We start from the raw sequence: 23820 nt of genomic DNA, 5'->3' as shown, positions 1-23820 counted from the left end.
GCCGCATCGGTTAAGGCTCAGCGGTTCAGGGCGGAGCGCATGATCTCCTGAATGCGGCCGCTTGCGTGCATTTGGTCCAGCGCCTGTTGCAGGCGCTGTGCATTGGCGGCGCCCTCGGCGGTGCGCGGGAAGGCGGCGTAGCGGCCAAGTTCGACCAGTGGGGTCGGCAGTACCCGCAGCTTGTCCCAGGCGTTCAGTTGCCGGGCGGTATAGGCGAGGGTGGCGTGGCCGCCAACGATCACGTCCGAGCGGCCCAGAAGCAGCTTGCGGATGTTGTTGAAATCGTCCTGCGACATCTCGCGCCGGATTGCCGGATTGCTGTCAAAGCCTTCCTCGTAGGTGAAGCCTGCAACCAGGCCGACCACCAGCCCGTCCAGTTCCGCGGGCGAGCGGATGTCCTGCAGCGGGCTGTCGTCCCGGGTCACATAGACCGAGCGGGTGGTGCGCAAGGGGCCGGCCAGGTGCCATTTCTCAAACCGGGCTGCGGTCGGGGTCAGCTGAAACACCCCATCGAACTTGCCGCCTTCAAAATCCAGCAGCATCCGTTTCCAGGGCACCGGGCGGTGATCCAGCGTAACACCGATCAGCGCGGCGGCCTCGTCCATGATCTGCACGTCGATGCCGGTGAAGGTGCCGTTGTCCATGTAGTTAAAGGGGGCGAAATCCTCCATCGCGCCCATCACCCAGGTTTCCGCGGCTAGGGCGGGCCGCAGGGCGGCTAGCGCCAGGGCGCATGTCAGCAGGAGGGTGCGAAACAGCCGGGTCATCGTCCTGGGCAGCCTTTCAATCCGTGTTGCGCCGCAACTTTACGCCCGGCCCTTCCGGTGCGGCAAGGCGCAGGGGGCGGCAGAAAAATTACGCTGGCAGCGGAACTTTTTCGTCTCTCACGCTCATCGCCGCGGCGCTGTTACCCCAATGCGGCCTGCAGACCGGGGGCTGCGGCGCCTGTGCGGAGTGCCTCACCCGGCCGGTTGGATCAAGCAAACACGGAGGAAAACATGTCGAAAACCACGAAATTCATTGGCGCCGCCTTTGCCCTGGCGCTGAGCGGCGGCTCGGCTGCGGCGGCGGAGCAGCAGTTTGTCACCATCGGCACCGGCGGTGTGACCGGCGTCTACTACCCCACCGGCGGCGCGATCTGCCGCTTGGTCAACAAGAGCCGCAAGGAACACGGCATCCGCTGCTCGGTCGAGTCGACCGGCGGCTCTGTCTACAACGCACGCACCATCCGCGCGGGCGAGCTGGACTTTGGCGTGATCCAGTCCGACGTGCAGGTGAAATCGATCAACGGCACCGACCAGTTTGCTGAAGACGGCCCTTACGCTGGCCTGCGTTCGCTGTTCTCGGTGCATCCGGAGCCGATGCATGTGATGGCGCGTGCCGATGCCGGGATTGCCTCGACTGCCGATCTGAAGGGCAAGAAAGTCAACATCGCCAACCCCGGCTCGGGCACCCGCGTGCTGGCGGAAACCCTGATGAAATACGAAGGCCTGTCGGTTGACGATTTCACCCTGGCGGCGGAGCTGAAGTCCTCCGAACAGGCGGCGGCGCTGTGCGATGGCAAGATCGACGCGACCATCTGGGCGGCGGGCCTGCCGAACGGTTCGAGCCAGGAAGCAACCTCGACCTGCGATGTGAAGATCATCCCGCTGGCCGGTGCCGGCATCGAGAAGCTCTTGAACGAGAACACCGCCTATGCCGCGGCCACCATTCCCGGCGGCATGTATCCGGGCAACCCGGACGACCTGCCGTCCTGGGGCCCCAAGGCAACCATCGTGACCTCGGCTGAAGCCTCGGACGAGGTGGTCTATGAGGTGGTGAAGGCGATCTTCGAGAACTTCGATGCCTTCAAAAAGCTGCACCCGGCGTTTGCCAATCTGAATGAGTCCGAAATGGTCTCTGACGGGCTGACCGCGGAAATCCACCCGGGCGCCCTGAAATACTACCAGGAGCGCGGTTGGAAATAACACCTGCGCCTTTGACGGCCCCCGCCCTGGATGCGGGGGCCGTTTGTTTCACCCCGGAAGACGAAGAAGAGGGAGAGACCCGCCGTGACCGATGCAGCAACCCCGTCAAAGACATCGCCCCGGACCGGTGACGCCGGGCTGGAGGACATTGTGGCCGAGGCCGACACCGGTGCGCGCGCGCCGAAGGGCCGGTTCTCGGCCAATATGCTGTGGTCGGTGCCGCTGGTGTGGTCGATCTACCAGCTGTGGATCGCCTCGCCGCTGCCGTTTATTCTGGGGATCGGGGTCTGGAACGACACCCAGACCCGCGCCATCCATCTGGGGTTTGCAGTGTTCCTGGCCTTTGTGGCCTTTCCCGCCTTCCGTTCCAGCCCGCGAGACCGGATCCCGGCGCTGACCTGGCTGCTGGCCATTGCCGGTGCCGTAAGTGCCTCGTACCTAGCGTGGGATTACGCCGGGGTATCGTCGCGCACAGGTATTCCCAGCACTGCGGACCTGGTGATGGCGGGTATCGGTATCCTGCTGCTGATGGAAGCCGCGCGCCGGTCGCTGGGCTTTCCGCTGATGGGGGTGGCAATATTCTTTCTGGCCTATGTGTTCTTCGGCTCCTGGGACGGGCTGCCGGAGATGGTGCAGTGGAAGGGTGCCTCGGTCAACAAGGCGATGAGCCACCTGATGCTGACCACCGAAGGGGTGTTTGGTGTTGCTCTTGGGGTGTCCTCTGGTTTCGTGTTCCTGTTTGTGCTGTTTGGCGCGCTGCTGAACCAGGCGGGGGCCGGCAACTACTTTCTGCAGCTGGCGTTCTCTGCTCTTGGCCATCTGCGCGGTGGGCCGGCCAAGGCTGCGGTGATCGCTTCGGCAGCGACGGGGCTGATTTCGGGGTCTGCAATTGCCAATGTGGTGACCACCGGCACCTTCACCATTCCACTGATGAAGCGGGTGGGGTTCAGCCCGGCTAAGGCCGGCGCGGTGGAGGTCTCCTCTTCCATCAACGGTGTGCTGACGCCGCCGGTGATGGGCGCGGTGGCCTTTTTGATGACCGAATATGTCGGCATTTCTTATGTGGAGGTGGTGAAAACCGCCATCGTGCCGGCTGCGATCTCTTACATGGCGCTGGTCTATATCGTGCATCTGGAAGCGCTGAAGATGGGCATGACCGGCACCTCGCGGATGCATCCGGTGAAGTTCATGCTGGGCGCGGTTTTCATCATTGCCTCCTCGATCGTGATCGGCGGCGGCACACTGTGGCTGACGGGGCTGCTGGTGGATCTGACCGAGGGGCTGATCGGGCCGGTATCAACCCCGGTGCTAGTGGCGGTGCTGCTGGCGGCCTATGTCGCCGCGGTGCGCTATGCCGCGGCGCGGCCGGATCTGGAGACCAGCATTGACTCGATGCTGCATCTGCCGCCGGCGCGGGTGATCCTGAAGACCGGACTGCATTACCTGCTGCCGATCTTCCTGCTGATGTATCTGTTGATGATTGAGCGCAAGTCGCCGGGCCTGTCAGCCTTCTGGTCCTCGGTCTTCATGCTGTTGATCCTGCTGACGCAGGACCCGCTGAAGGCGTTCTTCCGCAGCACCGGCAGCCTGCGCGCGGCCTTTGATCATGGGTTTGCCCAGACGCTGGAAGGCATGGTCACCGGTGCCCGCAACATGGTCGGGCTGGCTGCGGCGATGGGGCTGGCGGGCATCATCGTCGGCGCCGTGACGCTGACCGGGATCGGTCAGGTGATGGCTGAGTTTGTCGAATTCCTGTCGGGCGGCAACCTGCTGGCGATGCTGTTCTTCGTGGCGCTGATTTCGATCGTGCTGGGCATGGGGCTGCCGACCACCGCGAATTACATCGTGGTCAGCTCTCTGATGGCCGGGGTGGTGGTTGAGCTGGGGGCACAGAACGGGCTGATCGTGCCGCTGGTGGCGGTGCATATGTTCTGCTTCTACTTCGGGATCATGGCGGATGTGACGCCGCCGGTGGGGCTGGCCTCCTTTGCGGCGGCGGCGATTTCCAAGGGGGATCCGCTGCGCACCGGGTTCCAGGCGTTCTTCTATTCGATCCGCACCGCGCTGTTGCCGTTTCTGTTTATCTTCAACACCGACCTTCTGCTGATCGACGTGGGCCCGGTGCAGGCGGTCGTAGTCTTCATCACCGCACTGATTGCCATGCTGCTGTTTGCGGCCGGCACCATGGGCTACTTCCAGACCCGCTCCAAACTGTGGGAAAGCGCGGTTCTGATCCTCTGTGCCTTCATCCTGTTCCGGCCGGACTTCTTCCTGAACCAGATGGCGGATGAGTTTGTGGTGCGCCCGGCCTCGGAGATCTATGCGCTTGCCGAAAGCGCACCGGACAACACCAGCCTGCGGGTGCGGCTGGCGGGCGAAAGCCTGGAGGGCGATATGATCGATGCGCGCTACCTGCTGCCGCTTGGCGCTGCGGGGGGCGCTGGGGAGGTCCGACTGGCCAATGGTGCCGGGATCGAATTCCGTGCCGAGGAAGGCAGGTATCTTGTTGAGAACCTGACCTTCGGAGGACCGGCGGAGCAGTTGAAAATCGACTTCGACTGGGAGGTTGTGGAAATCGAAGTCAAGGCGGACCGCCCGCCGCAGGAGATCTTCTACCTGCCTGCGCTGCTATTGCTGGGTGCCATTTATGTGCTGCAACGCCGCCGCAAGCTGAAATCCGGCTCGCAAACTGCTGCCGCTTAGACCGCAAGGCGGATGAGCTCAGCTGCTGCCACAATCTTCAGACAGCAGGGCGTTTACCATATGAACTCGCTGCCCTTCGTAGGAAATTGCGGCATGGATGAAGGCTGGTGGAGGATCAGTATCCGTTTCCGGGTGCGTGGATTGGCCGTCACCTGTGCCGGGCATTAGCGCTTTGGCAGCCATCGAATTCCGGCAGACAAGGGTACGGGGCGAATTTTCTGCGATCTCCAGACAGACGGGCGAACGATGACTACTGATCTCGACCGCAATACTGCTTAACGGCACTTTTGCATTCACCACGCCCTTGATTGCGGGTCTGTTACGCAAGTCCAGCACGATAGGGGCCATGTCCGCCTACTGGCTGTTCAGGAGGGTAGAGAATTTTTCGCAACCCCGTTTAGAATGCTCCCCCCTTGAGGTGCGCGATTCTTGTAATTTTGATTATGTAAAAAGAAAAACAGCTTCTTCTCTTTGTTCCATCTTGTTTTGAGCATCATCAGTCTTCGCCGCCTAAACCCCAAAAGACTGATCCGGGATCATCTATCGAACGGGGTCGCGGAGCGGTCTTTTTCATTTCAGAAACACGACGGTCTCTTTGAGCAACTGTCGACTGCATTTTCAATGCGGGCTCTCTCACCGAAAAACGGTAACCGTCTGTCACAGAAAGGAAACTCCCGCTTAAACGAATGCAGTTCCTTTGAAGAACGTATCCAATACTATCATTGGGTTGAAACTGTTGTGGGGGGCTCTGTACCATCCGGCAAGACGGTTTCATTCAGCGCAAACATTTCTGACGCTTGCGGCGTGAGCACAAATGTATGTACCGGCTGCTGTCCGCAACTAGCGGCCGGATCGAGCCCAATTTTCTATGCTGCACGAGCTTCGAATGTCTGAAAACGCGCAGCCGGAGTCAGCTAAGGCTTGGCTCTCCTTGAAACTTTCCCTTGAACTTAACTCTGTCACGAAAAGTTACCGCTCCTTGACACGATTTTGCGCAACATCCGGTGCATCGTGAAAACGGGCCGCGGCAGATGCAGTGGGCGGCACAGCCAAAGCCCCTCCAAGATCCAGTTTTCGCCTTGAAAAGTTTCCATCAGGTGCCAAATGCATTGCGAAGGCGCGTTGTGCAAATGTAAATGTATTGCATGACAAATTGGCTTCCTGACCCTTCCGCCCTTAGCTCCCCTTTGCATACCAGCCTTGCCATTGCCATTGCGAAGGCGATCTCGGAGGGGAAACTGCCAAAAGGCACGCAGCTGCCCACTCACCGGAAGCTGGCCGAGGAACTTGGCCTGAGTGTTCACACGGTCAGCAAGGCCTATGAAAACCTGCGGCGGCAGCGGTTGATCGACGGCCAGGTCGGGCGTGGCAGTTATGTACTGGATCCGGATACTCCGGATGACCAGCCATTTCAGCTCAGTTCCGAGCGCGGCCGCAATTTCGATCTGTCGATTTCAAGGCCCGCCTTCTCCCAGCACCATGCAGATCTGTTTCAACAAACGCTGACGGAGCTGCCTCAGGGGCTGGACCCCAGCTATTTTCTGGCCTGCCGTCCGAATGTCGGGCATGACGCCCATCGGGCTGCCGGGGAGAAGTGGCTGCGGATTTGCGGGCTGGATGCGCCTCCGGAACGGATCATCATGACCAATGGCGTCAGCCATGGCATGTCCGCAGCGCTATCTGCGCTTACCCGGCCAGGCGACACGGTCGTGTCCAGCCGGATCACGCATCACCTTCTGGTTTCCGGCTGTTCCTACCTTGGGCTTAACCTCGCCGGAATTGACTGCGACGAGGATGGGATCCTGCCTGAAGCATTAGACAGGCACTGTTCTGAAAGCAATGCCAAGGTCTTGTTCCTGCTGCCATCTTTAGCCAACACAACAGCAGAGATGATGCCGGAAGACCGCCGTCTGGCATTGGTGAAAATTGCCCGTAAACATGACCTGCACATTATCGAAAACGATGCTTTCGGCCCCGTTGCCGAAGACCGCCCCATACCGGTTGCAGCCTTGGCGCCTGAGCGTACGATCTATCTGACAACCTTTACCAAATGCACCGTTTCAGGCTTGCGTGCAGGCTACATGGCGGCGCCCGAACACCTTCTGCCGGCATTAACGGGGCGGATTGTCGTATTCGGCTGGATGGCGACGCCGCTGATGTGCGAAATCGCCACCCGCTGGGTCCAGGACGGCACCGCGCTGGAGCTGGCCCGCTGGCAACGGCGCGCCTTGGCGGAGAGATATGAAATCGCGTCGCAAGCGCTGCAAGGATGCCAATGGAGGGGGCATCCGTCAGGACTGCACCTTTGGCTGCCCTTGGACTCCGGCTGGACCACGGCCAGTTTTGTGTCTTACGCCCGCGAACTCAAAGTTGCTGTTGCTCCGGATTCACCGTTTCTGACCCCCAAAACCCCGCCTCAGAACGCGGTGCGGATTTCATTAGGGAGCGTCCAGGACATAAGCCGCTTCAAGCAGGCGATGGAACTGCTTGGCGGTATGCTGAACCGCCCGCCGGAGGGAGTGGCGCCGTTTGCCTACTAGTATTGTCATGCGACAATAAAATAATTGACATGCAGTACAATTCCTAACAAGTCTGGCGCAGCGGTGCGCAGGCACCCATGAGACTTGGGAGGAAATCATGGCTCAATCCATCACATTCACCTTTGGGGCCGTTGCGGCCGCGGGGATTGCACTGGCGGCCGGCACGGCGGCTCAGGCAGACACCTGGCGTTATGCTTTTGAGGAGGCGATGACCGACGTTCAGGGCGTCTATGCTCAAAAATTCAAAGAGCAAGTCGAGGCAAACTCGGATCACGAGATCCAGCTGTTCCCCTATGGCACCCTGGGTGAATCCGCCGATATCATGGAGCAGACCCAAGACGGCATCCTGCAGTTCGTGGACCAGTCGCCGGGCTTCACCGGATCGCTGATTCCCGAGGCGCAGGTGTTCTTTGTGCCCTACCTGCTGCCCACCGATCAGGAGCACTTGGCGCGCTTCTACAAGGAGAGCAAAGCCATCAACGGCATGTTCAAGCCGCTGTATGCCGCACAGGGGCTGGAGCTTTTGAACATGTTCCCCGAGGGCGAAGTGGCGATGACCACCAAAACCCCGGTCACCACCTGCGCCGATCTGGATGAGGTGAAGTTCCGGGTCATGACCAACCCGCTGCTGGTTGAAAGCTACAAGGCCTTTGGCGCGACCCCGACGCCGCTGCCCTGGGGCGAGGTGTACGGCGGGCTGCAGACCAATGTGATCCAGGGGCAGGAAAACCCGACGTTCTTCCTTTATTCGACCAAAATTTACGAGGTGACCGACTACATCACCTATGCAGGCCACAACAATTTCACCACCGCAGTGATGGCCAACAAGGACTTCTATGACGGCCTCAGCGCCGAAGATCAGCAAGTTGTCCAGAACGCGGCGCAGGCCGCTTATGACCACACGGTGGTCTATCAGCAGCAGGCGGCGGAAACCGAGCTTGCCAAGATCATGGAAGCCAAACCGGAGATGAAAGTCACCGTTCTGTCCGCTGAACAGCGCAGCTGCTTCAAGGATGCGGCAGCTGAAGTCGAAGCGAAGTTCATCGAGATGACCGGCGACAGCGGCGCCGCGATCCTGGAGCAGATGAAAGCAGATCTAGCGGCAACCGCAAACTGACGCCTGCCCTGCAAACGCCGCTGAGCAGGTTCTGCCTGCCCAGCGGTCCGTGGATTTTCGGAGGAAGCCATGCTCACACATGAGTCAGCGCTGCCCGGTTTTCTGGGCGTGATCGACAGTGCCATCAGCCGCACGGAGTCATTCCTGCTGGCAGCTGGCGTGCTGCTGATGGCCGCCAACACCGTGGCCAATGTGGTGGGCCGTTTTGCGCTGGGACACTCGATCTTTTTCTCCGAGGAACTGAACCGGATTCTGATCATCCTGATTACCTTTGCGGGCATCAGCTATGCGGCACGGAACGCACGCCACATCCGCATGTCCGCCATCTATGACCTGCTGCCGCCGCATCTGCGCAAGGTGATGGTCGTGGTGATCTCGGTGGTCACCGCGGGCTTCATGTTCCTGCTGTGCTTTTACGCAGTGAAATACATCGGCGCGCAGGCTTCTCGCGGACGGGTGCTGCCCGCCTTGCAGATCCCGGTGTGGACCATTCTGGTCTGGGTGCCTGCGGGTTTCTTTATGACCGGCATCCAATACCTGCTGACCGCGGTGCGCAATCTGACCTCGCCCGGCATCTACCTCTCGACCCATGTGCAGGAAGGGTACGAGGACGCAGAAGAAATCGAAATCTGAGGACCGGCCCATGGCTGCTACCATCTTCCTGACCATGATTGTCCTGCTGCTGCTGGGCTTTCCGATGATGATCCCACTGATTGCCGGCGCCTTCATCGGCTTTCTGATGCTGTTCGGCGACCTGGCCCGGACTGAAACTATGGTGCAGCAGATGATGGCAGGCATCCGGCCCGCGTCGCTCATCGCGGTGCCGATGTTCATCTTTGCCGCCGATATCATGACCCGCGGCCAGTCGGCCGGGCGGCTGATAAATGTTGTGATGGCCTATATCGGGCATATCCGTGGCGGGCTTGCAATCTCCACTGCTGCGGCCTGCACCATGTTCGGTGCGGTCTCGGGCTCGACCCAGGCGACAGTCGTTGCGATCGGCTCCCCGCTGCGGCCGCGGATGCTGCAGGCGGGCTACAAAGACAGCTTTGTACTGGCGCTGATCGTGAATGCCAGCGACATCGCCTTTCTGATCCCGCCCTCGATTGGCATGATCATCTACGGCGTGGTGTCCAGTACATCAATTGCAGAGCTTTTCATTGCCGGAATCGGGCCGGGTCTGCTGATCCTGGTGCTGTTTTCCCTCTATGCCTACATCTATGCGGTGCGCAACAACGTGCCGACAGAGCCGAAAGCCACCTGGGCCGAGCGTCTGCAGACGATGCGGCAGGCGCTGTGGCCAATGGGGTTCCCGGTGATCATCATCGGCGGCATCTATGGCGGCGTGTTCAGCCCGACCGAGGCCGCGGCCGCCTGCGTGCTCTATGCCTTGATCCTTGAAGTTGGCGTGTTCCGGTCGATGACCCTGGCCAATGTCTATGACACCGCCAAGTCCACCGGGCTGATCACGGCCATCGTGTTCATTCTGGTGGGTGCAGGTGCGGCGTTTTCCTGGGTGATATCCTTTGCGCAGGTGCCGCAGCAGATCTTGGGTGCCATTGGCATTGCCGAGATGGGGGCCATCGGCGTGCTGTTCGTGATCTCCATCGCCTTCTTCATCGGCTGCATGTTTGTCGACCCCATCGTGGTGATCCTGGTGCTGGTGCCTGTTTTTGCTCCGGTTGTGAAGTCAGTTGGCCTTGATCCGGTGCTGGTCGGCACCATCATCACGCTGCAGGTCGCCATCGGCTCCGCCACGCCCCCCTTCGGCTGCGATATTTTCACGGCCATCGCGGTCTTCAAACGCCCCTATGCCGAGATCGTGCGCGGCACGCCGCCGTTCATCCTTATGCTGCTGGGCGTGTCGGTGGCGCTGATCTTCTTCCCGCAGATTGCGCTGTTCCTGCGCGACCTGGCTTTTGCCAAGTAAGGATGTCCGGATGTTCACATCCATTCTGGTTCCGTTTGACAGCTCGCAGGGGGCTGAGGCTGCATTGGCCAAAGCGTCAGAGCTGGCGCAGCTGTGCGATGCCGGTCTGACATTGCTTACGGTCTACCGCCACCATTCGCTGCTGGAGGCCTCCATGCATATGGTGCGTTCCGATCAACCGGATGATCTGGATGACATCATGCGCAGCCATGCCACCGAAGTAGCCGAGCGGGGCAAGGCACTGGCGGCGGCCAGCGGCATTGCCGCCCCCCGTGCCTTTGTCAAAGCCGGCCCGGTTGCCCGCACCATCACCTGCTTTGCCAAGGAACATGGCAATGATCTGATCGTGATCGGCAGCCGGGGTCTCGGATCGCTTGAAGGCGTGCTGTTGGGCAGTGTCTCGCACAAGGTGACCAGCCTGGCAGAAACTCCGGTTCTTATAGTTTAGGAATGAACATGGCTCTTGATATCCACTCCACACCGCCGCGCCTTCCCGTCCGGCTGGACACCCGCCCGGTAAAAAAGCGGATTGCTCTGGTGGCACTGGCAACCGATCATACGTCTGAGCGCGACTTCGCCCGGATCTGTGATCCGGATCAGATTGGCGTCTATGTGAACCGCATCGAATTCGAAAACCCGACCACCAAGGAAACGCTTCTGAAGACCGGGCCGCGTCTGACCGAGGCCGCAGCGCAGATCCTGCCGGATGAAGAGGTGGATGTGGTCGCCTATGGTTGTACCGCAGCCTCGATCGTGCTGGGCAATGATACCGTGACGCGGCATTTGAACGCCGCCAAGCCGGACACGCCCTGTGTCACGCCAAGCTCTGCTGCCTTTGACGCTTTTGCAGCGCTTGGCGCAAAACGGGTGTCTTTGCTGACCCCCTACAGCCCGGATGTAACCGATGAAATGGCTCAATATTTTGCGGCGCACGGTCCCGAAGTTGTCAATGCCACATGCTTTGGACTGACCGACGACCGGCAAATGGCGCGGATTTCCGAGGACAGCATCATCGAGGGCGCGATTGCGGCCTGCGACCCACAGGCCGACGCGCTGTTTCTCTCCTGCACCGCCCTGCGGGCAGCCACTTGCGTGCAGCGGATTGAAGACCGTCTCGGCAAGCCCGTGGTCTCCTCGAACCAAGCGATGATCTGGCGCTGCCTGCGTCTGGCCGGAGTTACCGGCCCTGTGCAGGGGTACGGCAGGCTATTTGAACTTTAATCAGGCGGAACAGGCCCTATGACAACGAACATCACTCTTCAGGACAGTGTCCGGGCCCGGGCCCGGATTGCTGGCCGTATACGACAAACGGCGTTGCTTGACTCGCCCTCCCTCAGCAGACTGAGCAGCAGGAAGGTGTCGCTGAAGCTGGAAAGCACTCAGATCACCGGCAGTTTCAAGCTTCGCGGCGCCACCAATGCCGTGCTGTCGCTGACGGATGAACAGCGCGCGGCAGGTGTGGTTGGCGTCTCGACCGGCAACCACGGGCGCGGGCTGGCCTATGCCGCGGCGCAGGCCGGAGTGCGCTGTATCATCTGCATGTCCGAACTGGTGCCGCAGAACAAGGTCGAAGGCATCAAATCCCATGGCGCCGAGGTACGCATCCTGGGCCGCTCGCAGGATGATGCGCAGGTTGAGGTCGACCGGCTGGTGGCAGAGGGCATGACCATGCTGCCGCCCTTTGACCACCCTGACATCATTGCTGGCCAGGGCACCGTTGCGCTGGAGATGCTCGAACAGGCGCCGGATCTGGATACGGTTCTGGTGCCCTTGTCCGGCGGCGGGCTGATTTCCGGCGTGGGCATGGTGCTGAAGGCGGCCAATCCCGGTATCCGGGTGATCGGCATCAGCATGGAGCGCGGCGCGGCGATGCATGAATGCCTGAAGGCGGGCAAGCCCATACTGGTTGAGGAAAAGGCCACCCTGGCCGACTCTCTAGGCGGCGGCATCGGGCTGGACAATGCCTATACCTTTGAAATGACCAAAGCCTTCGTTGATGAGGTGGTGCTGGTCACCGAGGCTGAAATCGCCGCCGCCATCCGCCATGCCTATTTTGAAGAACGCCAGGTGATCGAGGGCTCCGGCAGTGTCGGCATCGCAGCGCTGCTGGCGGGCAAGATCGAAAATCCGGGGCGCTGTGTGGCGCTGGTGAGCGGCCAGAACATCGCCATGGACCTGCACAAACGGATCATCGACGGTGAAGACGTGGATGTGGAAGCGGAGACAAAGGGAGGCGCAGATGCCTGACATCAGGATCCTGACCGAAGCAGAGTTGCGCGATCTGGTGCCGCTGGACCTGGACGCGGTGGATTGTGTCGAGCAGGGCTTTACAACGCTCGCCGGGGGCAAAGTGGTGATGCCGCCGATCATGACCCTGCCGGTACCGGACCACAACGGGGAGGTCTGTGTGAAGACGGCCTATGTGCCGGGCATTGACAGCTTTGCTATGAAGATGAGCCCCGGGTTCTTCGACAACCCCAAGATCGGCCTGCCCAGCACCACCGGGCTGATGGTGGTGTTTTCCAGCAAGACCGGCCTCTTGGAGGCGCTGCTTCTGGACAATGGCTACCTCACCGATGTGCGCACGGCAGCGGCCGGGGCTGTTGCAGCGCGCCATCTTGCGCGTGCGGATGCATCGCATGTTTGCATCATCGGTGCGGGGGTTCAGTCGAAAATGCAACTGAAGGCGATGACCCTGGTCCGCGAGATCAAAAGCGCGGTGATCTGGGCGCGGGATGGAGCCAAGGCTGAGGCCGCCGCCGCCAGCCTGCGCGGGGAGCTGGGGATCGCAATCACCGTCAGCACGGATATCGCCCAGTCAGTTGCATCGGCGGATATCGTGATCACCACAACGCCCGCCGCGGATCCTGTGATCCGGGCTGACTGGCTGCAGCCGGGACAGCTGGTTGTCGCCATGGGCTCGGACCAGGAACACAAATGCGAGCTGGAGCCGGCCTGTTTGGCCAAGGCAGACCTTTATGTGCCGGACAGCCAGTCCCAATGCGCCGTCAAGGGCGAGCTGCGCAGTGCCATCGGGGCCGGGCTGATTGCCCCCGAGCAAAGCTTTGTCGAGCTCGGCAGCATCACGTCGGGGCAGGCCGCCGGGCGCAGGTCAGACAGTGACCTGATCATTGCCGACCTTACCGGCACCGGCGTTCAGGACACCGCCATCGCAACTCTTGCCGGCCACCGCGCTGATACAGCGGGGGCCGGTGCCTCTTTCACCAGCTGATCAATCAGGAGCCACGCATATGGCAGACCCCAAGCTGTATTTCTCCCGCGCGGAATATCAGGCGCGCCTCGACAAGACCCGGGCCGAAATGTCCCGCCGCGGGCTTGATCTTCTGATCGTCACGGACCCCTCGAACATGAACTGGCTGACCGGCTATGACGGCTGGTCCTTCTATGTGCATCAATGCGTTGTGCTGGGCCTGGAGGGTGAGCCGCTCTGGTACGGGCGCGGCCAGGACGCCAACGGCGCGCTGCGCACCTGCTTCATGGATCCCGCCAATATCATCGGCTACCCGGACCTTTACGTGCAGTCGACCGAACGCCACCCGATGGATTACCTGTCGGCACAGCTGAAGGACCGCGGTCTGGACGATGGCAATATCGGCGTCGAGATGGACAATTACTATTTCACCGCGGCGGCCTATGCCTCGCTGCAGGCGCATCTTCCGAACGCACGCTTTGCCAATACCAATTCCCTGGTCAATTGGCAGCGGGCGGTGAAATCCGAGGCCGAGCTGACTTATATGCGCCAGGCCGGCAAGATCGTCGAGCGCATGCACCAGCGCATCTTCGAACGTGTTGAGCCGGGAATGCGCAAATGCGATCTGGTGGCGGATATCTATGATGCCGCCCTGCGCTATGACGCGGATCTGGGCTTTGGCGGCGACTACCCGGCCATTGTGCCGCTGCTGCCGTCCGGGCCGGATGCCGCCGCGCCGCATCTGACCTGGGACGATCTGCCGATGAAATCCGGCGAAGGCACCTTCTTTGAAATTGCCGGTGTCGTTCACCGCTACCATTGCCCGCTGTCCCGCACCGTGTTCCTGGGCAAGCCAACGCAGACCTTCCTGGACGCGGAAAAGGCGGTGCTGGAGGGCATGGAGGCAGGGCTGGAAATGGCCAAGGCCGGCAACACCTGCGAGGATATCGCCAAGGCGTTTTTCAAGGTGCTGAAAAAATACGGCATCGAAAAGGACAACCGCACCGGATACCCGATCGGTGTCAGCTACCCGCCGGACTGGGGCGAGCGCACCATGTCGCTGCGCCCGGGCGACACCACCGTTTTGGAAGAAAACATGACGTTCCATTTCATGACCGGCCTCTGGATGGAGGATTGGGGTTTTGAAATCACCGAAAGCATCCGTATTGGCGCAAACGGGCCGGAGTGCCTCTCAGACGTGCCGCGCAAAATGTTCGTAAAGGACTGACCGATGAAGGCAAATCCGATCTCCCCCACCATCCCGCTGGACCAGGACGGCGTCCATCACGGCTTCCTGAGGCTGCCCTACAGCCGCGATGACAGTGCCTGGGGCAATCTGATGATCCCGCTGACGGTGATCAAAAACGGCGAGGGCAAGACCGCCCTGCTGACCGGCGCCAATCACGGCGATGAATACGAAGGCCCGATTGCTCTGCAGGAGCTGGCCGTGACGACCAAGGCCGAGGATGTGACCGGCCGCCTGATCATCGTGCCCGCCTTCAATTACCCGGCCTACCGCGCCGGAACCCGCACCTCGCCGATTGACAAGGGCAACATGAACCGCTCCTTCCCCGGGCGGCCGGATGGCACCGTGACCGAGAAGATCGCCGACTATTTCCAGCGCACCCTGCTGCCGATGGCGGATGTGGCGGTGGATTTCCACTCAGGCGGCAGGACACTCGATTTCGTGCCCTTTGCCGCCGCCCATATCCTCGACGACAAGGACACCGAAGAGGCCTGCTTTTCGGCCATGAAGGCCTTCAACGCGCCGTACTCGGTTCAGCTCTTGGAGATTGACAGCGCCGGTCTCTACGACTCGGCGGTGGAGGACATGGGCAAGGTGCTGGTCACCACCGAGCTTGGCGGCGGCGGCTCCTCTTCTGCCCGCAGCAATGCGATTGCCAAGAAGGGCCTGCGCAACGTTCTGATTCACTTCGGCATTCTGCAGGGGCAAAAGCAGATCGACCCCACCGTTTCCCTCAGCATGCCGGATGATGACTGCTTCATCTTCAGCCAGGGCGACGGGCTGTTCGAGATCATGAAGGACCTTGGCGACCCCGTGGCCAAAGGCGACCTGGTCGCCCGCGTCTGGCCGGTCGACCGCACCGGGCAGCCCCCGGTGGACTACCGCGCCCGCCGCGGCGGCCTGCTGATCAGCCGCCACTTTCCTGGGTTGATCCAGGCCGGCGATTGTGCTGCCGTCATTGGTGTAACCAAAGATTGACCTGCCCCATGCATCTGGACCAGCGCGACCTCGACATCCTGCGCGTGCTCTCGACCGAGGGCCGTATCACCAAGGCCGCGCTGGCCGGCCGGATCGGCCTGTCCCCGACCCCCTGCTGGGACCGGCTGAAGAAGCTGGAGCAGGCCGGGCTTATCGAGGGTTACGGCGCCCGCATCAATCTCAAGAAACTGGCACCGCATGTGACGGTGTTCGTGGCGGCGGAGATCGCCGACCACACCGCCGCCAGCTTCCACGCGTTTGAGGCGGCGATGCAGCGCTATGAGGAGGTCACTGCCTGCTGGGCGCTTGGGGGCGGGTTCGACTACCTGTTGCAGATCGTCACCCGAGATATCGACGCCTATCAGCGGCTGATCGACGAAATGCTGGACGCCCGCATCGGCCTCTCACGCTATTTTACTTATGTGGTGACCAAGCCAGTGAAGGGCGCAGGCGCGCCTCCCTTGGATATTCTTCTGGGGACTGCGTGATCTCGCGCAAAAGCATTCGCCTGGCAGCTGTTTCTTCTGCAAGCCCGGTAAACTTCAGTCACTTCCTCTGTACCTAACAGGCAGAATCCTCTGCAAGACATGAGGAGGACATCATGACAGAGACCGCTCTCTCTGCCCGCGCGGACATTGCTGATAAGGCCCTGGTGCGCTCATTTTCCTATATCGGCGGCAAATGGTGCGCCTCTGCCAATGGCGAGACCTTCCCGGTCACCGACCCAGCGGACGGGGTGGAGCTAGGCCATGTGGCTAGCCTGTCGGCAGAAGAATCCTCTGCCGCGGTGGATGCGGCACAGGCGGCCTTCCCGGCTTGGGCCGGACTGCTGCCGCAACAGCGCGCCGCGATCCTGCGCCGCTGGTTTGAACTGCAGCTGGCTCACAAGGAAGACCTCGCCCGCATCATGGTGCTGGAGCAGGGCAAGCCGCTGTCCGAAGCGCGCGGCGAGATCGACTATGGCGCAGCCTTTGTGGAGTTCTATGCCGAAGAAGCCAAGCGCCCCAATATCGAGGGTGTGACCAGCCATCTCCCGGATGCCGAGGTAGAGCTATGGCGCGAGCCAGTGGGCGTGGCGGCGCTGATCACCCCCTGGAACTTCCCCTCTGCCATGCTGACCCGAAAGGCAGCTGCTGCATTGGCGGCGGGCTGCACCGTGGTGGCGCATCCCTCGGCCGAGACCCCCTTCAGCGCGCTTGCGCTGGCGGAACTGGCAGAGCGCGCAGGCTTTCCCCCCGGCGTGTTCAACGTGCTCACAGGCAACGCGGCAACGGTGGTGAAACCCTGGACAAGCGACACCAGAGTGCGGGCGCTGTCCTTCACCGGCTCCACTAATATTGGCAAGCTCTTGTACCGGCAGTCTGCGGACACTGTGAAGCATTTGGTGATGGAACTGGGTGGACACGCGCCGGTGATCGTCTTCAAGGGCTGCGATCTGGACAAGGCGGTGGCAGAGGCCATCAAGGCGAAATTCGCCACTTCCGGCCAGGACTGCCTAGGCGCCAACCGGATCTTTGTGGAGCGGCCGGTTTATGCAGAGTTCTGCACCCGCTTCACCGCTGCCGCCCTGGAGCTGACCATTGGCCCTGGCATGGAGGACTGCGACCTCGGCCCCTTGATGAATGAAAAAGCGGTGCAGAAGCAGGAGGAACACGTCGCCGACGCGCTGGCCAAGGGCGCAACGCTGGCCTGCGGCGGCAAACGGCATCCTTTGGGCCCGCTGTTTTTTGAACCAACCGTGCTGACCGATGTGCCCGCAGACGCGCAGATCATGCACGAAGAAACCTTCGGCCCGGTCGCGCCGATCACCCCCTTTGACTCCGAGGATGAGGTGGTCGCCCGTGCCAATGACAGCGAATACGGGCTGGTCGCCTACGTCCACAGTCAGGACCCGCGCCGTATCTACCGCCTCAGCCGGGCGCTGCAATACGGCATGGTGGCGGTGAACCGCACCAAGGTGACAGGTGCGCCGATTCCCTTTGGCGGCACCAAGCAGTCCGGTCTGGGCCGCGAAGGCGCACGGCTTGGCATGGAAGCCTTTACCGAGGTCAAGTACGTCTGCCGCGACTGGGCGTGACGGACAAAAATCTTCGAAGATTTTTGCCAGGAACTCTCAAACATTCCTGGCCGCAGAACGCAAATGGAAGGAAAATCCGATGCTGAAAAACGACCAGCTTGACCAGTGGGACCGCGAGAACTTTTTTCACCCTTCAACCCACCTTGCCCAGCACGCCCGCGGCGAAAGCCCGAACCGGGTGATCAAGACCGCCTCCGGCGTGTTCATCGAAGACCGCGACGGCAACAAGCTGCTGGATGCCTTTGCCGGGCTTTACTGCGTGAACGTGGGCTATGGCCGTCAGGAGATTGCAGAGGCCATAGCTGATCAGGCGCGGGAGCTGGCCTATTACCATTCCTACGTTGGCCACGGCACCGAGGCCTCGATCACGCTTGCCAAGATGATCCTGGACCGGGCGCCTGCGAATATGTCCAAGGTCTATTTCGGCCTTGGCGGCTCTGACGCCAATGAAACCAACGTCAAGCTGATCTGGTACTACAACAACATCCAGGGCCGCCCGGAGAAGAAAAAGATCATCTCCCGCTGGCGCGGTTATCATGGCTCGGGTCTGGTGACCGGTTCGCTGACCGGGCTGGAGCTGTTCCACAAGAAATTCGATCTGCCGGTGGAGCAGGTGATCCACACCGAGGCGCCGTACTACTACCGCCGCGCCAATCTGGATCAGAGCGAAGAGCAGTTTGTGGCCCATTGCGCGGCTGAGCTGGAAGCGCTGATCGAGCGCGAGGGTGCCGACACCATCGCCGCCTTCATCGGCGAGCCGGTGCTTGGCACCGGCGGCATCGTGCCGCCACCCGCGGGCTACTGGCAGGCCATTCAGGCGGTGCTGAAGAAGCACGACATTCTGCTGGTGGCGGATGAGGTGGTGACCGGCTTTGGCCGCCTTGGGTCGATGTTTGGGTCTGATCACTACGGGATCGAAGCTGACATCATCACCATCGCCAAGGGCCTCACCTCGGCCTATGCACCGCTTTCCGGCTCCATTGTTTCGGACAAGGTTTGGAAGGTGCTGGAGCAGGGCACAGACGAAAACGGCCCGATCGGCCACGGCTGGACGTATTCCGCACACCCGATTGGCGCGGCGGCGGGGGTTGCGAACCTCAAGCTGATCGATGAGCTGAATCTTGTCGGCAACGCCGGCGAGGTTGGCGCTTATCTGAACGCCACGATGGCAGAAGCGCTTTCCGGCCATGCACATGTTGGCGAAGTCCGCGGCGAGGGGATGCTCTGCGCGGTGGAATTTGTGAAAGACAAGGACAGCCGCACCTTCTTTGACGCCGCAGACAAGATCGGTCCGCAGATCTCTGCCAAGCTCTTGGAGCAGGACAAGGTGATTGCCCGGGCCATGCCGCAGGGTGATATCCTGGGTTTCGCGCCACCTTTCTGCCTCAGCCGTGCAGAGGCAGACCAGGTGGTTGCCGCCACACTGCGCGCCGTCAATGCAGTGCTTGGGTGATTGAGGCACATATCAGGGAAAGGGCCGGTGAAAGCCGGCCCGATTCTCGTTTTTCTGCAGGCTGCCGGATGCAAAAATATGCGCCTGGCAGCAAAGTCCGCATTTAAGCCAACAAATACTCGCCACTCTCGCAAAGCGTTGACATCTGCCGTTGAAACAAATCCGAGGAACGGCAGCTTCGTCCCGCGCAGCAGACCTTGGCTTGTCACGCAACGAAAGACAGCTATCCGTTCTATTTCGGCCCGAAGCCTGCCCCACTAGGCGAGGTCCTCGTCAGCCGCGCATCATCTTCCGGCTCCCATTTCTAACGCAGGCCACGAAAATAATCCGCGTCACATTTCAGCTTTTGCCGCGCCCTGGCGAGGGCACGCTTTGCGGTCCGGGCCACCAGTTGCGCAATACGAGTGACCATTCGCATTGCTGGGCGGCTTCTCTTCAGCGCTTCAGCCTCCGCGTCTTTGGTCTTGGGAGCGGCCGCGCCCCAAACCAACCCTGCCTGCTGATCCACAGACGCCTCCCGCCAGCAGATCGCCCCATCAGCCACCAGAACCAATCCGCTTTCCCTGGCATCTGTGATGACCTCTGCTCCCGCTGCTTTCAGCCGGGCCTTGTAACTGGCTTCCTGCCGCCTCTTTCCTCGAGCATCTCCACCACATCAGCAATCATCTCTCGCCGCTGGATTTCCTGCTGGTTTATGACAACCTCGGCAAATTCTTCGAAGGCGTGCTGGTCACCCTGCAACTGACTTTCCTGGCTCTGTTTCTTAGCGGCCTCCTGGCAATCCCCATGGACATTGCGCGCCTACCGCAAGCCGGGGTGGAGGCAGGCGATCTGGGGCTATACCCACGCTTTCAGCGGCACACCGTTGCTGGTACGGACCTATCTCTGCTGTTTCGGCTTCGGTCAGTTCGAGGGGATGCGCAACTCCTTCCTCTGGGGTCCCGTCCTGATTGACCCATGGTGGTGCGTGCTTATTGCCTGCACGCTGAACACCGCCGCCTTTACGACTGAGTTCCTGAAAGGCGCGATAGAAACTGCCCCTAGGGGCGAGATCCAGAAATTGGAGGAAGGGTACCCCACCAACGAGCTATGGCAGGTGATCACTGGACAGCAGGAGGGCCGCAAGGACACCCGCCAGATCACCCTGTTTGACAGCGTAGGCTTTGCAATCGAGGATTTCAGCGCACTTCGCTGCATCCATCGCGCCATTCAAGGCACCGGGTTCTATGCTGATCTGGACCTTTTGGCCGACCCGGATGATCCCCCGCGATCTGCACGGCATGCTGACCCGTGCGAAAGGCTGAAGCGATGAACCTTAGTCTGCGCCAAATCCTCGACCGTCTTGCGCCGTTTCCCACTGCCAGCAGCGAAAGCAACCTCGCGCTGGTGGATTTCGCCGAGAGCTACTTGCGGTCGCATGGGGTGGTTCCTGCCCGCGTGCCGTCCCCCTACGGCACCAAGAAGTCCATCTTTGCCTATATAGGACCTAAGGTTGAGGGCGGCGTGGTACCATCGGGCCATACCGATGTGGTGCCGTTAAAAGGCCGGGACTGGCCCCCGAAACAAACGGTGCCGCTGAGACGCTTGCCCGCCGCCTAGATGGTGACAACTCTGAGCGACACCACCGAGGGAGGCCTGTTCCAGGCGCGAGGCTATTCCACGGTCATCTGCGATCCCGGCGATATTGCCCAGGCGCTTCAGCCGGATGAATTTTTTCTAACGGACCAGTTCCAAGAGGGATGGCGGTTTATGGAAAATCTGATCCTCGATTGCTGTAGGTGACGGTCCAAAGTGCTTCCGGCTTAGCAGGAAGGTCTTGCTCATAGGGCAGACTTACCTCAATCATCAACTGGGGGAGCACAGTGCGCCGCAGTTTGTGAATTTGCCGATCCGAAGCCACGTTAGAACCCTTTCGAACAGTTCCAAAATCTAATGACTTAACACTTGATCCAGGAAAGTGCGTGTTCGATCGCTGCCCGGGTTGGTAAAGAAGCTTTCGGGGTCGTTTTCTTCAATGATCTCTCCAGCGTCCATGAAAATCACCCGGTCAGCAACCTTGCGGGCAAATCCCATTTCGTGCGTTACACAAATCATTGTCATGCCTTCTGCCGCCAGCGTTTCCATGACATCCAGCACTTCCCCGATCATTTCCGGATCCAAGGCAGACGTGGGCTCATCAAAGAGCAGGATTTCTGGCTTCATGCATAGCGCGCGCGCAATCGCCACGCGCTGCTGCTGGCCGCCCGACAATTGTCCTGGATATTTCAATGCCTGGTTGGCGATTTGCACCTTTTCCAGGTACTTCATTGCATCCTTCTCCGCATCCGCCTGAGAGGTTTTCCGTGCCAGCATCGGGGCTAGAGTGCAGTTCTCCAGGATCGTCATATGAGGAAACAAGTTGAAGTGCTGGAACACCATTCCCACCTCGCGGCGCATCTCGTCGATGTTGGGCGCATCGGCATCGATGGCCTGCCCCATCACTTCGATTGTCCCGGCCTGCTGCTGCTCAAGCTGGTTAATACACCGGATCATCGTTGATTTGCCTGACCCGGAGGGGCCGCACACCACGATCTTTTCACCTCGTTCAACCGTGAGGTTGATATCTCTAAGCGCATGATAGTTGCCATAGAACTTGTTCACGCCGGCCAAACGGACTGCGGGGATGTTGGGTTCGTTTCTCATGCGGCCTCCGTCGCGTAGCCCCCCGCGCGCAATGCGGCGGTGATTTCGTTCAGAATTTCCGGGTCGTCAATTGCGGCGGGCATCTTCCAGGCCTCGCCATCCGCGATCTTCTGCATGGTGCCGCGCAGCACCTTGCCGGACCGCGTTTTGGGCAGGCGGTCGACGGGCAGCGCCGTCTTGAAGGCGGCCACCGGCCCGATCTCCTGCCTGACCAGCTGCACCAGTTCCTTCTCCAGCTCAGCAGGATCACGGCCGGCGCCCGCATTGGTGACATACAGGCCCAGCGGCATTTGCCCCTTCATCGCATCGGCTACCCCGATCACCGCGCATTCCGCGATATCCGGATGCGAGGCAATGACTTCTTCCATCGCGCCTGTCGACAGCCGGTGGCCCGCAACGTTGATGATGTCGTCGGTGCGCGCCATGATGAAGACATAGCCGTCCTCGTCGATGATGCCGGCATCCGAGGTCGCGTAATAGCCCGGAAACTCGGTGAAATAGGCGCTCATGAACCGGTCCGGCGCATTCCACAGCGTCGGGAAGCAGCTTGGCGGCAGCGGCAGTTTGACCACGATGTTTCCCAGCGTGCCCGGCGGCACCGGCTGGCCGGCATCGTCCAGCACCTGCACATCATAGCCGGGCATCGGCTTGCCCGGGCTGCCCAGGCGGACCGGAAAGGCGCCCAGCCCCACCGGGTTGCCCGAAATCGCCCAGCCGGTTTCGGTTTGCCACCAGTGGTCGATCACAGCCCGGTTCAGCTTTTCCTGTGCCCATTTGATCGTATCCGGGTCCGACCTCTCGCCGGCCAGGAACAGGGTACGGAACGCCGACAAATCGTAATCCGCAAGCAGCGCGCCTGCAGGGTCCTCTTTCTTGATCGCGCGAAAGGCGGTGGGCGCGGTGAACATCGCGTTGACCTTATGGTCCTGGATTACCCGCCAGAACGCGCCGGCATCGGGCGTTCCCACCGGCTTGCCCTCATATACAACTGTGGCACAGCCCTGCAGAAGCGGCCCATAGCAGATGTAGGAATGCCCCACGACCCAGCCCACATCCGATGCCGCCCAGAATGTGTCGCCGGGCTGCAGGCCGTAGTGATGCTCCATCGTCCATCGCAATGCCACCATGTGGCCGCCGTTGTCGCGCACCACGCCCTTGGGCTGGCCGGTCGTGCCGGACGTATAGAGAATATACAGCGGATCGGTTGCAGCGACCTCGGTGCAGTCTGCCCGGCGTCCGGAGGCCTTTGCCTCTGCCACCGCCGCGGCGTAATCAATGTCGCGCCCGGAGATCATTTCGCAGCGATGGGCGTCGCGCTGAAGAATGAGACAGGCTTCCGGTTTGACAGTTGCTGTGGCGATCGCCTCGTCAAGCAGCGGTTTGTACTCGACAATCCGTTTGGTTTCGATCCCGCAGGACGCCGTGATAATCATGCGCGGCGCGGCATCGTCGATCCGCACGGCCAGCTCATGGGCGGCGAAACCGCCGAATACAACCGAATGCACAGCCCCCAGCCGGGCACAGGCCAGCATGGCAAAGACCGCTTCGGGCACCATCGGCATGTAGATCACAACCCGGTCGCCCTTGGCGACGCCATTGGCCTGCATCACACCGGCAAGGGCGCTGACCTCGTCCAGCAGCTCCGCAAAACTGAATCGTTTGACGCTGCCGGTGACAGGGCTGTCCCAGATCAGCGCGGTCTGCTCACCCTGGCCGTTCTCCACATGGCGGTCCACTGCATTCCAGCAGGTATTGCAGGTCGCGCCCGCAAACCAGCGCCCCAAGGCGTCCATGTCCGGATCAAAGACTTTCTCCGCAGGTTTGATCCAGTCAATTCCCCGCGCTGCCTCTTCCCAGAAGGCGTCCGGATCAGCTTGCCAGCGTGCATACGCGTCTTCATATCCTGACATCGTGCG

23 protein-coding genes are annotated in these 23820 nt (G+C 60.9%); 18 read left to right on the top strand and 5 right to left on the bottom strand.

Features of this window, described 5'->3' with window-relative positions:
- Positions 1 to 17 precede the first annotated feature (17 nt).
- The gene (locus RA19_RS24420) at positions 18 to 767 is read right to left on the bottom strand and encodes a substrate-binding periplasmic protein (protein ID WP_039168116.1); all 750 of its coding nucleotides are present in this window, start codon (positions 765 to 767) and stop codon (positions 18 to 20) included.
- Positions 768 to 998: 231 nt separating this feature from the next.
- On the opposite strand from RA19_RS24420, the gene RA19_RS24415 reads away from it, so the two are divergent.
- Both RA19_RS24415 and RA19_RS24410 read left to right on the top strand, forming a co-directional pair.
- Entirely contained in the window at positions 999 to 1967 is a 969-nt protein-coding gene (locus RA19_RS24415; RefSeq protein ID WP_039168113.1) for a TAXI family TRAP transporter solute-binding subunit, read from the top strand.
- Between the two features lie 30 nt (positions 1968 to 1997).
- On the top strand, positions 1998 to 4670 hold the full coding sequence (locus tag RA19_RS24410) for a TRAP transporter permease (RefSeq protein WP_082020676.1): 2673 nt from the start codon (positions 1998 to 2000) through the stop codon (positions 4668 to 4670).
- Positions 4671 to 4688: 18 nt separating this feature from the next.
- Here RA19_RS24410 and RA19_RS26755 read toward each other — a convergent pair whose 3' ends face one another.
- Complete coding sequence (locus RA19_RS26755) at positions 4689 to 5018, bottom strand: hypothetical protein (RefSeq protein ID WP_152615868.1); 330 nt, start codon at positions 5016 to 5018, stop codon at positions 4689 to 4691.
- A 788-nt stretch (positions 5019 to 5806) separates the two neighbouring features.
- On the opposite strand from RA19_RS26755, the gene ehuR reads away from it, so the two are divergent.
- From ehuR to RA19_RS24345, 13 genes are all read left to right on the top strand, one after another.
- Positions 5807 to 7210 carry a MocR-like ectoine utilization transcription factor EhuR gene (ehuR, locus tag RA19_RS24405; protein ID WP_052262045.1) on the top strand — a complete coding sequence of 468 codons (1404 nt, stop codon included), beginning with the start codon at positions 5807 to 5809 and terminating at the stop codon, positions 7208 to 7210.
- A 97-nt stretch (positions 7211 to 7307) separates the two neighbouring features.
- Positions 7308 to 8327 carry a TRAP transporter substrate-binding protein gene (locus tag RA19_RS24400; RefSeq protein WP_039168108.1) on the top strand — a complete coding sequence of 340 codons (1020 nt, stop codon included), beginning with the start codon at positions 7308 to 7310 and terminating at the stop codon, positions 8325 to 8327.
- A gap of 69 nt (positions 8328 to 8396) precedes the next feature.
- Entirely contained in the window at positions 8397 to 8960 is a 564-nt protein-coding gene (locus tag RA19_RS24395; protein ID WP_039168107.1) for a TRAP transporter small permease, read from the top strand.
- Between the two features lie 10 nt (positions 8961 to 8970).
- Positions 8971 to 10257 (top strand): TRAP transporter large permease, encoded by a 1287-nt coding sequence (locus RA19_RS24390; protein WP_039168104.1) that lies wholly within the window; start codon positions 8971 to 8973, stop codon positions 10255 to 10257.
- 10 nt (positions 10258 to 10267) lie between these two features.
- Entirely contained in the window at positions 10268 to 10705 is a 438-nt protein-coding gene (locus RA19_RS24385) for a universal stress protein (protein WP_039168101.1), read from the top strand.
- 8 nt (positions 10706 to 10713) lie between these two features.
- Entirely contained in the window at positions 10714 to 11478 is a 765-nt protein-coding gene (eutA, locus tag RA19_RS24380) for an ectoine utilization protein EutA (RefSeq protein WP_039168169.1), read from the top strand.
- 18 nt (positions 11479 to 11496) lie between these two features.
- Positions 11497 to 12504, top strand: a complete 1008-nt coding sequence (gene eutB / locus RA19_RS24375) for a hydroxyectoine utilization dehydratase EutB (protein WP_039168097.1) — start codon at positions 11497 to 11499, stop codon at positions 12502 to 12504.
- Complete coding sequence (gene eutC / locus RA19_RS24370) at positions 12497 to 13489, top strand: ectoine utilization protein EutC (RefSeq protein ID WP_039168094.1); 993 nt, start codon at positions 12497 to 12499, stop codon at positions 13487 to 13489. Before eutB ends, eutC begins: the two co-directional genes overlap by 8 nt.
- 19 nt (positions 13490 to 13508) lie before the next feature.
- Positions 13509 to 14696 carry an ectoine hydrolase DoeA gene (gene doeA, locus RA19_RS24365; RefSeq protein ID WP_039168091.1) on the top strand — a complete coding sequence of 396 codons (1188 nt, stop codon included), beginning with the start codon at positions 13509 to 13511 and terminating at the stop codon, positions 14694 to 14696.
- Between the two features lie 3 nt (positions 14697 to 14699).
- Complete coding sequence (doeB, locus tag RA19_RS24360) at positions 14700 to 15692, top strand: N(2)-acetyl-L-2,4-diaminobutanoate deacetylase DoeB (protein WP_039168088.1); 993 nt, start codon at positions 14700 to 14702, stop codon at positions 15690 to 15692.
- Between the two features lie 8 nt (positions 15693 to 15700).
- Positions 15701 to 16180 carry an Lrp/AsnC family transcriptional regulator gene (locus RA19_RS24355; RefSeq protein ID WP_039168086.1) on the top strand — a complete coding sequence of 160 codons (480 nt, stop codon included), beginning with the start codon at positions 15701 to 15703 and terminating at the stop codon, positions 16178 to 16180.
- Between the two features lie 113 nt (positions 16181 to 16293).
- Complete coding sequence (locus tag RA19_RS24350) at positions 16294 to 17769, top strand: NAD-dependent succinate-semialdehyde dehydrogenase (RefSeq protein WP_039168084.1); 1476 nt, start codon at positions 16294 to 16296, stop codon at positions 17767 to 17769.
- Positions 17770 to 17848: 79 nt separating this feature from the next.
- Positions 17849 to 19222 (top strand): aspartate aminotransferase family protein, encoded by a 1374-nt coding sequence (locus RA19_RS24345; RefSeq protein ID WP_039168083.1) that lies wholly within the window; start codon positions 17849 to 17851, stop codon positions 19220 to 19222.
- Between the two features lie 597 nt (positions 19223 to 19819).
- Here the strand turns inward: RA19_RS24345 and RA19_RS27095 are convergent.
- The gene (locus RA19_RS27095) at positions 19820 to 19963 is read right to left on the bottom strand and encodes a hypothetical protein (protein WP_193748331.1); all 144 of its coding nucleotides are present in this window, start codon (positions 19961 to 19963) and stop codon (positions 19820 to 19822) included.
- Between the two features lie 52 nt (positions 19964 to 20015).
- Between RA19_RS27095 and RA19_RS27810 the strand changes: the two genes are divergently transcribed.
- Genes RA19_RS27810 through RA19_RS27555 form a run of 3 tightly spaced genes read left to right on the top strand, consistent with a single transcriptional unit; the run spans position 20016 to position 21004 of the window.
- Positions 20016 to 20534, top strand: a complete 519-nt coding sequence (locus tag RA19_RS27810; RefSeq protein ID WP_039168078.1) for a hypothetical protein — start codon at positions 20016 to 20018, stop codon at positions 20532 to 20534.
- The gene (locus RA19_RS27560) at positions 20531 to 20821 is read left to right on the top strand and encodes a hypothetical protein (protein WP_039168072.1); all 291 of its coding nucleotides are present in this window, start codon (positions 20531 to 20533) and stop codon (positions 20819 to 20821) included. The genes RA19_RS27810 and RA19_RS27560 overlap by 4 nt, the downstream gene beginning before the upstream one ends.
- A complete protein-coding gene (locus RA19_RS27555) occupies positions 20822 to 21004 on the top strand; it encodes a hypothetical protein (protein ID WP_039168070.1) in 183 nt (60 codons plus the stop codon).
- A 147-nt stretch (positions 21005 to 21151) separates the two neighbouring features.
- On the opposite strand, the gene RA19_RS24320 is transcribed toward RA19_RS27555, so the two are convergent.
- Together RA19_RS24320 and RA19_RS24315 are read right to left on the bottom strand one after the other, a co-directional pair.
- Positions 21152 to 21904 (bottom strand): amino acid ABC transporter ATP-binding protein, encoded by a 753-nt coding sequence (locus tag RA19_RS24320; RefSeq protein ID WP_052262044.1) that lies wholly within the window; start codon positions 21902 to 21904, stop codon positions 21152 to 21154.
- Entirely contained in the window at positions 21901 to 23814 is a 1914-nt protein-coding gene (locus RA19_RS24315; RefSeq protein WP_152615867.1) for a propionyl-CoA synthetase, read from the bottom strand. Before RA19_RS24315 ends, RA19_RS24320 begins: the two co-directional genes overlap by 4 nt.
- Between the last annotated feature and the right edge of the window lie 6 nt (positions 23815 to 23820).

The organism is Leisingera sp. ANG-M1, from assembly GCF_000813745.1.
Classification (GTDB): domain Bacteria; phylum Pseudomonadota; class Alphaproteobacteria; order Rhodobacterales; family Rhodobacteraceae; genus Leisingera.
Note: the sequence above shows the minus strand (reverse complement) of the source record. Positions and strands in the feature narration are given on the sequence as shown.

Coding starts and splice junctions, on each gene's coding strand:
- RA19_RS24415 (WP_039168113.1), top strand. CDS start 999: ATGTCGAAAACCACGAAATTCATTGGCGCCGCCTTTGCCCTGGCGCTG.
- RA19_RS24345 (WP_039168083.1), top strand. CDS start 17,849: ATGCTGAAAAACGACCAGCTTGACCAGTGGGACCGCGAGAACTTTTTT.
- ehuR (WP_052262045.1), top strand. CDS start 5,807: ATGTATTGCATGACAAATTGGCTTCCTGACCCTTCCGCCCTTAGCTCC.
- eutB (WP_039168097.1), top strand. CDS start 11,497: ATGACAACGAACATCACTCTTCAGGACAGTGTCCGGGCCCGGGCCCGG.
- doeA (WP_039168091.1), top strand. CDS start 13,509: ATGGCAGACCCCAAGCTGTATTTCTCCCGCGCGGAATATCAGGCGCGC.
- RA19_RS24350 (WP_039168084.1), top strand. CDS start 16,294: ATGACAGAGACCGCTCTCTCTGCCCGCGCGGACATTGCTGATAAGGCC.
- RA19_RS24315 (WP_152615867.1), bottom strand. CDS start 23,814: ATGTCAGGATATGAAGACGCGTATGCACGCTGGCAAGCTGATCCGGAC.
- RA19_RS24355 (WP_039168086.1), top strand. CDS start 15,701: ATGCATCTGGACCAGCGCGACCTCGACATCCTGCGCGTGCTCTCGACC.
- RA19_RS26755 (WP_152615868.1), bottom strand. CDS start 5,018: ATGGCCCCTATCGTGCTGGACTTGCGTAACAGACCCGCAATCAAGGGC.
- RA19_RS24395 (WP_039168107.1), top strand. CDS start 8,397: ATGCTCACACATGAGTCAGCGCTGCCCGGTTTTCTGGGCGTGATCGAC.
- RA19_RS24320 (WP_052262044.1), bottom strand. CDS start 21,904: ATGAGAAACGAACCCAACATCCCCGCAGTCCGTTTGGCCGGCGTGAAC.
- RA19_RS24410 (WP_082020676.1), top strand. CDS start 1,998: ATGCGGGGGCCGTTTGTTTCACCCCGGAAGACGAAGAAGAGGGAGAGA.
- eutA (WP_039168169.1), top strand. CDS start 10,714: ATGGCTCTTGATATCCACTCCACACCGCCGCGCCTTCCCGTCCGGCTG.
- RA19_RS27560 (WP_039168072.1), top strand. CDS start 20,531: ATGAACCTTAGTCTGCGCCAAATCCTCGACCGTCTTGCGCCGTTTCCC.
- doeB (WP_039168088.1), top strand. CDS start 14,700: ATGAAGGCAAATCCGATCTCCCCCACCATCCCGCTGGACCAGGACGGC.
- eutC (WP_039168094.1), top strand. CDS start 12,497: ATGCCTGACATCAGGATCCTGACCGAAGCAGAGTTGCGCGATCTGGTG.
- RA19_RS24385 (WP_039168101.1), top strand. CDS start 10,268: ATGTTCACATCCATTCTGGTTCCGTTTGACAGCTCGCAGGGGGCTGAG.
- RA19_RS27555 (WP_039168070.1), top strand. CDS start 20,822: ATGGTGACAACTCTGAGCGACACCACCGAGGGAGGCCTGTTCCAGGCG.
- RA19_RS24420 (WP_039168116.1), bottom strand. CDS start 767: ATGACCCGGCTGTTTCGCACCCTCCTGCTGACATGCGCCCTGGCGCTA.
- RA19_RS24400 (WP_039168108.1), top strand. CDS start 7,308: ATGGCTCAATCCATCACATTCACCTTTGGGGCCGTTGCGGCCGCGGGG.
- RA19_RS24390 (WP_039168104.1), top strand. CDS start 8,971: ATGGCTGCTACCATCTTCCTGACCATGATTGTCCTGCTGCTGCTGGGC.